The organism is Pacificimonas flava, from assembly GCF_000342165.1.
In the GTDB taxonomy this organism is placed as follows: Bacteria; Pseudomonadota; Alphaproteobacteria; order Sphingomonadales; family Sphingomonadaceae; genus Pacificimonas; species Pacificimonas flava.
The window spans coordinates 1-12,347 of sequence record NZ_AMRV01000022.1 but is presented as its reverse complement, the minus strand read 5'-3'; the positions used below and the strand labels follow the sequence as shown (position 1 = coordinate 12,347).

Annotated in this window: 11 protein-coding genes, 1 tRNA gene and 1 pseudogene; 9 read left to right on the top strand and 4 right to left on the bottom strand. The window is 59.9% G+C overall.

Going from position 1 to position 12,347, the window contains the following annotated elements; translation table 11 throughout:
- Both C725_RS14675 and C725_RS16300 read left to right on the top strand, forming a co-directional pair.
- Positions 1 to 275: hypothetical protein (locus tag C725_RS14675; protein WP_038283693.1), on the top strand; the 275-nt coding region annotated here is incomplete at its 5' end.
- Between the two features lie 593 nt (positions 276 to 868).
- Positions 869 to 3,004: a DUF4114 domain-containing protein gene (locus tag C725_RS16300; protein ID WP_149864715.1), complete on the top strand. Its 2,136-nt coding sequence runs from the start codon at positions 869 to 871 to the stop codon at positions 3,002 to 3,004.
- 50 nt (positions 3,005 to 3,054) lie between these two features.
- On the opposite strand, the gene C725_RS14660 is transcribed toward C725_RS16300, so the two are convergent.
- On the bottom strand, positions 3,055 to 3,537 hold the full coding sequence (locus C725_RS14660; protein ID WP_008603959.1) for a MarR family winged helix-turn-helix transcriptional regulator: 483 nt from the start codon (positions 3,535 to 3,537) through the stop codon (positions 3,055 to 3,057).
- 83 nt (positions 3,538 to 3,620) lie between these two features.
- On the opposite strand from C725_RS14660, the gene hppD reads away from it, so the two are divergent.
- Positions 3,621 to 4,715: a 4-hydroxyphenylpyruvate dioxygenase gene (gene hppD, locus C725_RS14655; RefSeq protein WP_008603958.1), complete on the top strand. Its 1,095-nt coding sequence runs from the start codon at positions 3,621 to 3,623 to the stop codon at positions 4,713 to 4,715.
- A 68-nt stretch (positions 4,716 to 4,783) separates the two neighbouring features.
- Positions 4,784 to 6,088: a homogentisate 1,2-dioxygenase gene (gene hmgA, locus C725_RS14650; protein ID WP_008603957.1), complete on the top strand. Its 1,305-nt coding sequence runs from the start codon at positions 4,784 to 4,786 to the stop codon at positions 6,086 to 6,088.
- Positions 6,089 to 6,094: 6 nt separating this feature from the next.
- Here hmgA and C725_RS14645 read toward each other — a convergent pair whose 3' ends face one another.
- A complete protein-coding gene (locus C725_RS14645; protein ID WP_008603956.1) occupies positions 6,095 to 6,826 on the bottom strand; it encodes a pseudouridine synthase in 732 nt (243 codons plus the stop codon).
- Positions 6,827 to 6,904: 78 nt separating this feature from the next.
- Between C725_RS14645 and C725_RS14640 the strand changes: the two genes are divergently transcribed.
- Positions 6,905 to 6,989 (top strand) — tRNA-Leu (locus tag C725_RS14640).
- A gap of 109 nt (positions 6,990 to 7,098) precedes the next feature.
- On the opposite strand, the gene C725_RS14635 is transcribed toward C725_RS14640, so the two are convergent.
- A complete protein-coding gene (locus tag C725_RS14635) occupies positions 7,099 to 7,992 on the bottom strand; it encodes a pirin family protein (RefSeq protein WP_008603955.1) in 894 nt (297 codons plus the stop codon).
- 223 nt (positions 7,993 to 8,215) lie between these two features.
- The gene (locus tag C725_RS14630; RefSeq protein ID WP_420804928.1) at positions 8,216 to 8,800 is read right to left on the bottom strand and encodes a helix-turn-helix domain-containing protein; all 585 of its coding nucleotides are present in this window, start codon (positions 8,798 to 8,800) and stop codon (positions 8,216 to 8,218) included.
- Between the two features lie 167 nt (positions 8,801 to 8,967).
- On the opposite strand from C725_RS14630, the gene C725_RS16770 reads away from it, so the two are divergent.
- The 4 genes and pseudogenes from C725_RS16770 to C725_RS14615 all read left to right on the top strand — a co-directional run.
- Positions 8,968 to 9,249 (top strand): hypothetical protein, encoded by a 282-nt coding sequence (locus C725_RS16770; RefSeq protein ID WP_008603953.1) that lies wholly within the window; start codon positions 8,968 to 8,970, stop codon positions 9,247 to 9,249.
- Positions 9,250 to 9,255: 6 nt separating this feature from the next.
- Complete coding sequence (locus C725_RS14625) at positions 9,256 to 10,950, top strand: serine hydrolase domain-containing protein (RefSeq protein ID WP_078056327.1); 1,695 nt, start codon at positions 9,256 to 9,258, stop codon at positions 10,948 to 10,950.
- Positions 10,950 to 11,966 (top strand): dipeptide epimerase, encoded by a 1,017-nt coding sequence (locus tag C725_RS14620; protein ID WP_008603951.1) that lies wholly within the window; start codon positions 10,950 to 10,952, stop codon positions 11,964 to 11,966. The genes C725_RS14625 and C725_RS14620 overlap by 1 nt, the downstream gene beginning before the upstream one ends.
- A gap of 117 nt (positions 11,967 to 12,083) precedes the next feature.
- Positions 12,084 to 12,347: pseudogene (locus tag C725_RS14615) on the top strand (TonB-dependent receptor); the annotation flags it as partial.

Below are 12,347 nucleotides of genomic sequence, written 5' to 3'. Positions count from 1 at the left end.
AGGTCGAGACCGCCTACGGTTTCATCATTCCGACGGCTGAAGAGCAGGTCGAGACGGCCTACGGCTTCATCATCCCGACGGTCGAAGCGCCGGTCGAGACCGCCTACGGTTTCATCATTCCGACGGCTGAAGCGCCGGTCGAGACGGCCTACGGTTTCATCATCCCGACGGCCGAAGCGCCGGTCGAGACCGCCTACGGCTTCATCATCCCGACGGTCGAAGCACCGGTCGAAACCGCCTATGGCTTCATCATTCCCACGGTTGAAGCTGCGTAAATCCTCTAACGCGAAGGGTTCTCCGACGCCGCCCCGGGTTTGCCGGGGCGGCGTTTGTCGCAATTATACATGCGCGCAAACTGCAGTCCGGCTCTGCAGTCCCGCTAAGCCGGACGGTCGGGGACGTGCTACCGGGGACGCATAAAATGCAACGCTGTTCCATATTGCTCAGGCGCTCAGCGGTCGAAACTTTCGTTGTGGCTCGGCACCTCACCGGCCTTAGGGACCGCGTATCGATGCGCATCGATCTCCGCCGTCTCGAAGATGTCCGGCGGCAACGGCCGGCGCATTCGCACTCGCCTCGCTGCCGAAACCGCCAATAAGGCAGACATCTTCAGCTTCGGCGTCCGCACTATCAGGGCGCAAGCATTGTTCTTGGGTTTGGCGAACGCAGGCGACGAATGGAGGCGCTTTATGCGACCACGACTCTCGCGGCAATGCACCTGGCGGCGCCGGAGCGGGTTCAGGTCCTGATGGGAAGGCGATGACTGCCAGCGACGCCTATCCAATAACCGATTTCGTCACGCTTGCGGTTGCTGTGGGAACAACATAGCCCTTAATCTCTTGTTTCCCAGCGTATCAGGGAGGATTCAGTGGACGAACTTGTAATTAGCGAAGATGGCCAAAGCATAATCAATACGGGAACGATTGTCGGGGAGGGGCACCCTGCCGTTACCATAACCGGCAGCGGTAATGTCTTCGCTAACGGAGGTACCCTCCGAGTTGGCGGTAATCACACTTATGCTGCCGTGCACTTGAGCGGCGAAGAAAACACGGTCATCAATGAAGGCCAAATCGCGGGGCGAACAGCACTTTTAGGATCTAGTGGGGCTGACTATTTTGAAAATGCGCCATCCGGTCAGCGAACCGGCTTTATACAAATGGGGGCCGGCAATGACTATCTAATTGATCGGGGCAAGGTGTTGTCCTCCGCTGCAGGCGAAAGTGCAGTTTCGTTCGGCGAGGGCAATGACACCTACGTATTTGTTTCTGGGGAGGCGTCAGTCACGATCGGCACCGAAAGTGGGCAAGAGATTTCCGGTCCTGTTGTGGCCGTTGGGGGGCAAGGTCAAGACACATTTGTTCTCGATGTAATGGGGGCATCGTTATTTGGTTCATTTGAGCTTGACGAATTTGAGACCTTACGCCTGGTAAGCAGCGCAGAATCCCCGGCGGATAGCCTGTCGTTTAGTGGCTTTTCTAACTTTGAAAATATTTTCATAGAAGAGAGTTTCTCTTTGACGTTGTCGCAATTTTCTAACCCAACCGCGACGCTGTCTTTAGCGGGCGGGGCGGTGAAGTTACAGGAAGAGTCTGTTGTTAACCGAATAGAAGGTAGTTCGGAAGAGGAAGACATTAGGCTGGATGGTGCCAGCACCGGGGCGGAGACTGTATCTCTGGGTTCTGGAGATGACGTGCTGATCCTACAGAACGGCAGTTCCATAAGTGGAATGATCAATGGCGGTGATGGAAACGATCGAGTTGTCGCGGAGATTTTTAAGAACTCTCTAGATTTATCGAAATTTACCAACGTCGAGAATTTAGCATTCGTTGCCCCAGAAGACTCGAAACTGCGGATACTCGGTCAAACTGATGCCAACGCGACAATCGCGGTGCTGACCTATGGGGGTGAAATCGATCTTGACGTAGCGAGCGCTGTTTCCGGGATAATATCGCCCAACGAAGCACTTTCTTCTCCTGCAGTTATATCGATCTATGGTACGGTTTTTGAAGAAGTGACGCTTGGTTACACAAACGATATTTTGTCGAATAGCGGGAGTGTAATGGGTCCTATCGATTTGGGTGCCGGAGACGATATCTACCGAGATGCCGGTGCCGCTGGCATGAATACCGTACTTCTCGGGGAAGGCGTGGACCGCGTCGAGGGGGATTTCGGCGATCTCGTCGACGACAGCTTTAACGGGTTTGACGAGGACGATACGCTTTACCTCATGGATGCGCGCTACGCACTTGAGGACTTCGGTATCGGCCGCGGTGACCTGTTCACGTTCAGTCGCGATGATCAATCGATCATCTTCACGGATACGGACGTCGATTTCGACGATGGCGACCTTATTTTCAGTGGCAATGACGGTGGAACGGAGATCAGCTTTCTGGACTTCCTGCCGGCCTTGGCCGATGGCCAGGCGGTGGGCGCGGGCGACATCAATGGAGTCGGTGCCCAGCAGTATTTGAACGGCGACACCGCGTCCCGGTTCGTGATCTCACTCGAACAGGCGTCGGCGGTTGCCGATTTCACGAACAGCCTCGGCGTGTACGAGGTCGATGCCGCCGGCAATATCGTCGACGTACGCGTCATAGCGGACAATGTGAAAACCGACGCCGGGGACATCGAGGTGAGCGGCATCGATGCCGGTCATCAGCTCGGCTTCTTTATCATCCAGAAGGGGGCCGACCTGTTCGGTGCAGAGGTTCTGAGCAGCGACGATCTCGGCATCGACATCGTGGACGGCGCTGCAGTGCTGACGAATGGCGGTAGCGCTGTAGACGGCGCGACCATTTTCGTGTCCCACAACGGCTCGCTCAACGTCGACGGTATGGAACATGTCGTCACTGGTGCATCGGAAGAGCGGGATAGCACGCTGCGTATGGGCTTCGAGGATCTTCTCCGCGACGATCAGTCGACCGACGACGATTTTCAGGACGTGATCCTGCACATAGAGGCGATGCCCGATACGACCTTGGCAGCGACCGCAGACATCCTGTAGTCGCCGAACGCTCCCACGGCTTGGCGCGGCGAGCGAAATGCCTGGCGGCGCTACGCCTTTTCGGAAGGGTGGGACGCCAGGGTCGCCGCGTCGATACGGCGTAGCAGTCGCATCAGGACGGCGAGTTCCTCTGAAGTGAACTCGCCGAATATCCTGGCTTCCCATTCCAGGGCCATGGGCGCGATACGCGCATGCAGTGCGCGTCCTTCCTCTGTCAGCGCAAGGAGATGCGACCGCTTGTCTGCATCATTTGCCTGCCGTGTGAGTACGCCGCGTTCCACGAGAGCAGCCGCCGCGCGGCTGACCGTCACCTTGTCCATGCGCGTTCTGGCGCCGATGGCCTGTTGCGTCGCCTGCCCGGCCTCCGCAATGACGGCGATAAGACGCCATTCCGGAATGCGAAGACCGAAAAGAGCCTCATAGGCGCGGGCGATCGTTCCCGAGACCAGGTTCGAGGTAAAGGACAGCCGATACGGCAGAAACTCGTCCAGGCGAAGGCGGGGCGCGGGGAGCGAATTGGCAGGTTCGGACATTGGGGGAGTCATTGACAGGCGAGCGCGCAATGTCTAGCCGCTAGCGCAAACAAGTTTCATCGGTAACCAGATGGGAGCGCGAGATGTCCATTCATGAGACGTTTGAAAATCCGGTCGGCCTGGACGGCTTCGAATTCCTGGAATTCGCGGGCGACAAGCAGAAGCTGGACAAGATGTTCCGAGAGCTCGGCTTCACCGCGATCGCCAGGCATCGCTCGAAGGATGTGACACTCTATCGCCAAAATAGCATCAACTTCCTGCTGAACAACGAACCGCGTTCCCCGGCCTCCTACTTCGTCGAGGAACATAATGAGGGCGCCTGCGCGATGGGGTTCCGCGTCGAGGACGCTGCGAAAGCATATACTCATCTGGTGGAAAATGGCGCGGAACCCGCAAGGCTTGAAACCGGTTGGATGGAATTGAAGATTCCAGCCATCAAGGGCATCGGCGGTTCGCTGATCTATCTGATCGACCGGTATGGCGACGAAGGCAGCATCTACGACATCGACTTCGAATATTTCGACGGCGCCGATCGCAATCCGGCCGGCGCGGGCCTGGAGATTATCGACCATCTGACCCACAACGTCTATCGCGGCCGCATGAAGTTCTGGGCGGAATTCTACGAGAAGCTCTTCAACTTCCGCGAAATCCGCTATTTCGACATCAAGGGCGAATATACCGGCCTGACGTCGAAGGCCATGACGGCGCCCGATGGCAAGATCCGCATTCCGCTCAACGAGGAATCGAAGAAGGGCGGCGGCCAGATTGAGGAGTTCCTGATGGATTTCAACGGGGAGGGCATCCAGCATATCGCCATGTCCACCCCGGATATTTACAGGACGATCGACCAGCTGCGCGCAAATGGTCTGCCCTTCATGACCGCGCCGCCCGAAACCTATTACGAAATGCTGGAGGAGCGGCTGCCGGGTCACGGTGAGCCCGTGGACGAGATGAAGGCGCGCGGCCTGCTGCTCGACGGCTCCACGGAGAAGGGCGATCCGCGTTTGCTTCTGCAGATCTTTACCGGCAACCTTATGGGCCCTGTCTTCTTCGAAATCATTCAGCGAAAGAAGGACGAGGGCTTCGGCGAAGGCAATTTCAAGGCGCTGTTCGAAAGCATCGAGCGCGATCAGGTGCAGCGCGGCGTTCTGAACAAGGACGCAACCGAGGCGGCATAGACGGTTCTGCGCAGCCGGAAGGCAAGACCGAGCGCCGTCTACCCCTTGTGCATAATCGTGGAGTTTTCATGCCCGCCGAACCGCTCTCCTATCATCCGGGCTTTGGCAATCATGTCTCGTCGGAGGCTGTCGATGGCGCGCTGCCGACAGGCCGAAATTCCCCGCAGAAGGTCCCGTACGGCCTCTATGCCGAACAGTTGAGCGGTACGGCCTTTACGGCGCCGCGTGCGGAGAACCGGCGCTCCTGGCTCTACCGCCTTCGTCCGACCGCCAATCATGCGCCGTTCACGCCCTATACCGGGGCGGATAGCTGGGTGACCGCACCGGATGGAAAGGCTGAGATAACGCCGAACCGTCTGCGCTGGGATCCCCTTCCGCAGGCGAAGCCGGACACGGACTTTATCGACGGCTTGGTGACCTATGCCACCAATGGCGACGTCCATGCTGGGGTCGGCGTCGGCGTACATCTGTATTCGGCGTCGAAGGACATGGACCGGCGCGCTTTCATGAATGCCGATGGTGAGCTGTTGATCGTTCCGCAGCAAGGGGCGATCCGCATAGACACCGAGCTTGGCCGTCTCGACGTTCCCCCGCTCCATATTGCTCTCATACCGCGCGGTATGCGCTTCCGTGTTCAGCTGGAAGAGGGGCACGCGCGTGGATATGTGTGCGAGAATTACGGCGCGCTCTTTCGACTGCCCGACCTTGGACCGATCGGCTCGAACGGCTTGGCCAATCCTCGCGATTTCGAAGCGCCGACGGCATGGTTCGAGGACAGCGACGAACCGTTCGAGATCGTGCAGAAGTTTCAGGGGCGGCTATGGCGCACAGAACTGCCTCATTCCCCCTTCGATGTCGCGGCCTGGCACGGCAATCTGGCACCGTATCGCTATGATCTGGCGCGTTTCAACACCATCAACACAGTCAGCTTCGATCATCCCGATCCCAGCATCTTCACGGTTCTGACCTCGCCGACCGCGGTTCATGGAACGGCGAATTGCGACTTTGTGATCTTCCCCCCACGCTGGATGGTGGCGGAAGACACTTTCCGACCGCCCTGGTTCCATCGCAACGTCATGAGTGAGTTCATGGGCCTGATCCATGGCGCATATGATGCAAAGCAGGGCGGCTTCGCGCCGGGCGGCGCGTCGCTGCATAACCAGATGTCAGGCCACGGGCCGGATCTGGCCAGCTATCGGAAAGCCGTGGCCGTGGATCTCATGCCATTGAAGATCGAGGACACCATGGCCTTCATGTTCGAATCGAATCTGGTTTTCCGCCCGACCCGGACCGCAACGAGCAGTCCGGCGTGCCAATCCGATTATGACGAGGCCTGGTCCGGATTCCCCAAAGCCGATCTTACGCGCGTCTAGCCTGTCTCAGGTTCGGGTGCGAGCGGCCTTCCAGGCGATATCGGGTGCGTCACCCGGCATGCTCTCGACCGTCCCGACGGCCAGATCGCCGAGTTCGAAGGGGCCAAAACCGGTGCGGATTAGCCGCGCGACCTTCAGGCCGAGATAATCAAGGACCTTGCGCACCTCGCGGTTCTTCCCCTCCGTCAGTGCCAGGCTGATCCAGGCGTAACGGCCGGAACGGCGGTCGAGATTGGCCTCGATCGAGCGGTAATGAACGCCGTCGATAGTGAGACCCTCCGCAAGGCTCTCGAGGTCGGATTGTCCGACATCGCCGAAGACCCGTGCCCGGTATCGGCGCTCCACCGCGTTTTTGGGCAGTTCCAGCGCCCGTTTGAGAGCCCCGTCATTGGTCAGCAGCAGCAGCCCTTCCGTGTTGAAATCGAGGCGCCCGACTGTGTTCACGCGCGGCATGGCGGGGGGCAGCAGATCGAAGATCGTCTTGCGGCCTTTCGGGTCCCTTTCCGTCGTCAGCGTACCCACCGGCTTATGGAGTCGCCATAATTTCGGTGCCGCCGCCTTTCCCAGCGGATTGCCATCCAATGTCACACCGCTCAGCGATGGAAGGTTCAGCGCCGGCGATGACAGAACCTTGCCATTCAGCGCAACGCGCCCCTCGGCGATCATGCGTTCGACCTCCCGGCGCGAGCCCGCACCGGCCCGGGCCATCAATTTCGCAATGCGTTCGCCATCAGCCATGGCGCATGCCTGTGCCCACCATCGCAGCGATTGGCAAGCGGAGAGAGTGACGCTATCAAGCGCTCCCGATCCCTACGGGCCCCCGTGGCGGAATTGGTAGACGCGCTCGACTCAAAATCGAGTTCCTACGGGATTGCCGGTTCGATTCCGGCCGGGGGTACCATCGCCGCGAGAACGGCGGGAAATCGGCGAGGGCTTTGCGACAAACGATGTCGGGGAAACGCCGCTGCGGTCATTGCGAAGTGGAAAACCTCCAAAGACGCTCAGGATCTTCAGGACATTGCCGGAGCTGGCGGTACGGGATCTTCCGGCAGCGGGATGAACTCCGCACTGTCGGCGTCGGGCAATTTCATCCGCCCCTCCTTCCAGTCCAGGGCGGCCTGTGCGAGCCGATCCCTGGAGGAGGACACGAAGTTCCAGTAAAGAAGACGCTCTCCTATCGGCTCGCCGCCCAGCACCATGACACGGGAGGTCTCCACCGCCCGCATCCGAGAGGCTGGGGCGCCAAGAACCAGCAATTTGCCGGCACGATATTCCCGACCGTCGATTTCGATGGCACCGCTCGCAATATAGATCGCCCTTTCGGAATGACCGCTGGGGATCTCGGCCTCCGAACCCGCCTTCATGTCGAGATGTGCATAGAACATCGGCGAATGCGTCTTCGCCGCCGCCGTCAGGCCGTACGCACTGCCCGCGATCAGGTGCCCGGTTACGCCGGCCTCGTCCCAATGCGGAAGGGCATTGCCCGAATGATGAGAAAAGCTTGGATCGATTTCCTCCTGTCCATCAGGAAGGGCGACCCACGCCTGAATGCCATGCAGGTGGTCGCCCTCGAGGTGCGCCTTCTCGAAGCGCTCACTGTGGGTAATGCCGCTGCCGGCGGTCATCCAGTTCACCTCCCGCGGCCGAATGGCCTGCTCATAGCCCAGGCTGTCGCGGTGCATGATCTCGCCGGAGAAAACATATGAGACGGTCGATAGTCCGATATGCGGATGCGGCCGTACATCAATGCTGCGATCGGTGCCGGCCGCGATTTCGACGGGTCCCATGTGGTCGAAGAACACGAAGGGGCCGACCATGCGTCTCTTGGCGAACGGAAGAACGCGGCCAACTTCGAAACCGCCTCCCAAATCCCTGCGGCGCTGGTCGATAACGAGTTCGATCATTTCTCTTCCTCCCTTAAAGCCGCCTATGGACCGTCCCTGGGTTCTGCGGCGCTTGCCCGTGGAACGGCTGCGCGCGCAGGGGGCGGGTAGGCCGCTGCCGCACAGGTGGAGGCGTTCCGGGATACCGGTCAAGTTTTCACGCCTCGCATCTTGAGGTGGGGATAAGCTTGAGACCTCCCGATTTCAAAGACCACCTCAGTCGTGGATCGCTCAGCTTTTGACCTTATCCCCGCAAGCTCATCAGCGAATTTATCAAGCCCTCATCAGCGCTGGAGCATACGCCGAGCACCGTGGCTTCTTCGTAGCCTTTGGCGGCGATGTACGCATGGCCCATCGTCGAATCGAGATAAATGCTCTCACCCGCCTTGATCACAACCGGGTCATAAAATTCGGAATGCACCTCGATCGCGCCCTCGATTACGTAGATGAATTCTTCGCCCTGATGTTTCACCAATTCACCGAACTCGCTGGTGCTGCGCGCGCGAATTCGCGTGACGATCGGGATCATGCGCTTCTTGCGCAGATCCGTGCAGAGATAGTGGTAATCGTAATTTTCCGTTTCGACGCGGGCCGCGGTCTCCAGTGTTCCGATACTTCTGCGCCCGGTTACCTGCGGCGCCTGCTCCTCCTCTTCCTCGGCGAAAAGGTCCGACATGCGCAGTTGTAACCGCTGACTGACCTGCTGCAGCTTGTCATAAGTCAGCGTAAGCCGGTCATGCTCGACTTTCGAGAGTGTGGAAACCGGAATTCCGGCGGCTTCACTCATCTGCTTTAGAGTCCACGCTCGTTGAGAGCGAATGCCGCGCATTACCTCGCCTAAGGTTGGGGGTTTGCTGCCGGATCCCATGCGTCGACGCTCCGATTGACAATTTTCTGTTTAGGATCATTATGTCCGAGAGAGGACATGATGAGCATGATGTTAGGCACGACCTGACGCGGCCGCAAGGCCGTTCGAGGCGGCAAGGAGGGGTGAAAATGCGAATTCTCAACTTGATCGGACTGGTGCTGACCGTCGTCGGATCCGCGCCGTTGGCTGCACAAGGGCCGCTGCCTCCGAAAGCGGACGTAGCCGACGTCCCCACCGTTGCTGCCCCCTCAGAGGCGACCTCTTCCCGATCCAAGCCACTCAACGCAGAGGATGCGGAGGCGTGGCTCGACGGGTTCATCCCCTATGCGCTGGAACGGGGGCAGATCCCCGGTGCGGTCGTCGTGATTGTTAAGGATGGAGAACAGATCGTACAGAAGGGCTACGGATAGGCCGACTTGGCCGCGGGTCGGCCAGTCGATCCTCAACGGACGCTCTTTCGTCCCGGTTCCGTGTCCAAGCTCTTTACCTGGACGGCGGTCATGCAGCAGGTGGAGGCCGGAAAGCTCGACCTCGATCAAGATGTAAATCGTTACCTTGATTTCGAAATTCCGCCGCGCGACGGCAAGCCGATTACCCTGCGTCATATCATGACGCACACTGCCGGCTTCGAGGAGTCCGTCCGCTATCTCATTTCACGGGACCCGGATGCCTTGATGCCGCTGGCGGAGTATGCGCGCATCGCCCTTCCGGAGCGCGTTTTCGCTCCGGGGACCACGCCGGCCTATTCCAACTATGCGACGGCTCTTGCTGCGTGCATCGTCGAGCGGGTCAGCGGGATGTCCTTCGACGATTATGTCGCAGACAAGATCTTCGCACCTCTTGACATGCAGTCCTCCACCTTTCGCCAGCCTTTGCCGGGCCGGCTTCGCGACCAGATGTCGAAGGGGTATATGGCGATCGGGCAGGATCCCAGCCCCTTTGAGATCGTAATTCCCGCCCCCGCAGGCAGCCTGTCCGCAAGCGGTGCCGACATGGGCCGGTTCATGATCGCCCACCTTCAAAATGGCGGCCCCCTGCTCGAACCCTCCACCGCTGCGCAGATGCACAATTACCGAGCGCCCAACATTGCCCCCCTCAACACGATGGCGCTTGGCTTCTACGAGCAGAGGCTCGGCAATACCCGGGCCATCGCCCATGGCGGCGATACCGAGGCGTTTCACAGCTATCTTTGGCTGTTCCCGGAATATGATACCGGTCTCTACATCTCCATGAACAGCCCGGGCAAAGCGGGAGCGGCGCAAGCGATACGCGCCGCGCTCGGCCATCGCTTCGCCGAACGCTATTTCCCGAGTACGCGCGACGATCAGCCTGTCGATCCGCAAATCGCAGCAGAACACGCGCGCATGCTCGCCGGAAGCTATACGATGAGCCGCGGGGCCTTCACCAACTTCCTGAGCTTGCTTCAGCTGCTCGGACCGAACGAGGTCGTCGTCGATGCCGATGGAAGGATTGCCCTTCCGTCACTAGACAATCTCAGTGCGGGCGCGCGCGACTGGGTAGAAATCGAACCATTCGTATGGCGCGATACCGTGACCGGCGAGCGTGTTGCGGCGCAGGTGGAGGACGGACGAGTCATCCGCTTCAGTATCGACACCATTTCACCCTTCACGGTGCTGTATCGCACGCCGACAGGGGCCGATCCGGCCTGGCTGATTCCCAGCCTCATAGCCGCCCTCGCGATCGTGGTCCTGGCGGCACTTGCCTGGCCGGTGCGGGCCATCGTTCGGCGCAGATTCGCTGCCGATTTCGCACTGAGCGGCAGGTCGCTATTGGCCTATCGGCTATCGCGCGCGTTTTCCTGGCTCGTCCTTTTGGCCGTAGCGGGCTGGGCCGCGATGATCATCGTCTTTTCCAGCGATATCGGCGCAATCGGCGGGCCGCTCGATTGGCTGATCCAGCTGTTGCGCACCCTGACGCCGCTCGCGTCGGTCGGCCTGCTGGTCACATCCGCCTGGCATCTGCTCGGCACGATCAGAGACGGGCGTCGCTGGACCATGCGGCTTGGCGCCGTGCTGCTGGTGCTTGCGGCACTGATCCTCACATGGATCACGTTCCGCTTTCACCTCTACGGTTATGGACTGGTCTATTGATGACAAAGGCGCCGCCTCAGTCCCTCATCCTCTCGCTGGCGATCGAAAAATTCCCCTATCACCGGCCATTCCGCATCACGGGCCATGTCTTCGAGAGGACCGAAGTGCTGGTCGCGCGGCTGAGCGACGGGACCCATTCCGGTCGCGGCGAGGGCGCCGGGGCCTATTATCTGGGCGAGGATGCCGCCAACATGAGAGCCCAGGCGGAAAGCGCTCGCGAAGCCGTCGAAGCCGGGGCGACGCGGCAGGAACTGCAATCCATTCTCCCGCCGGGCGGCGCGCGAAACGCGATCGACTGCGCGTATTGGGATCTTGAGGCGCGCCAGACGGGTCGTCCCGTCTGGCAGCTTGCGGGGCTGGAGTCACCGCGCCCGCTCCCTTCAACTCTGACGCTTGGCGCCGACACACCGAAGGCAATGGCGCAGGCGTCCCAAGGGATCGATCCTCTGGTTCCCATAAAGGTGAAGCTAACAGGTGAGGTTGAACTCGACATCGCTCGCTTGCGGGCACTGCGCGCGGCCCGTCCAGAAGCCTGGCTGGGGGTGGATGCAAATCAGGGCTACACGATCTCGACCTTGCCCCAGCTTCTGCCCGTACTCCTCGAATGCGGGGTCGCGCAATTGGAGCAGCCGTTGGCGCGCGGACGGGAAGCGGACCTGGACGGCTTTCAGCGGCCCTTGCCCTTCGTCGCCGACGAAAGCGCCCTTACGCTCGCCGATACGGATGCGCTTGTCGGCCGGTTCGACATGGTGAACATCAAGCTCGACAAGTGCGGAGGACTGACGGAGGGTCTGGCCATCGCGCACCATGCAAAACGTCTCGGCCTGGGCGTCATGGTCGGCAACATGATGGGATCAAGTCTGTCGATGGCGCCATCCTATATTCTCGGGCAGGTCTGCGACATCGTCGACCTCGATGGCCCTACGTTTCTGGCCAGGGACCGCACGCCCGGCGTCCGCTACGAGGCCGGCGTCGTTCATTGTGATCCGGCAGTGTGGGGATATCCCGAAGAGTGATATCCTAATCCGATTGACAATTCTCCAAATAGGACAAAGTATAGCAAATTAGAGAATCGGGGACGTGTACGGCTGGGCGAAATGCAAGCCGGCTATACGAGAGGGGAGAGATCAACGATGATCATGGGCTCTGTTCGCCTGACGGCCAGCACAGCGGCGCTCTGCACGGCCTTCACGGCCTCGTTATCGCTTGCGCAGGAGAACGCCTCTTCCGGTTCCGGCAACGAGCCGCTCTCCGAGCCAGGTGTCATCGTGGTGACCGCGCAAAAGCGCGAACAGAACCTGCAGGATGTGCCGATTTCGATCAGTGTCGTGGATGGCGACGTGCTGCAGGATCAAGGGGCCGTATCGCTGGCGGATTACGCCGGGAACGTACCAGGG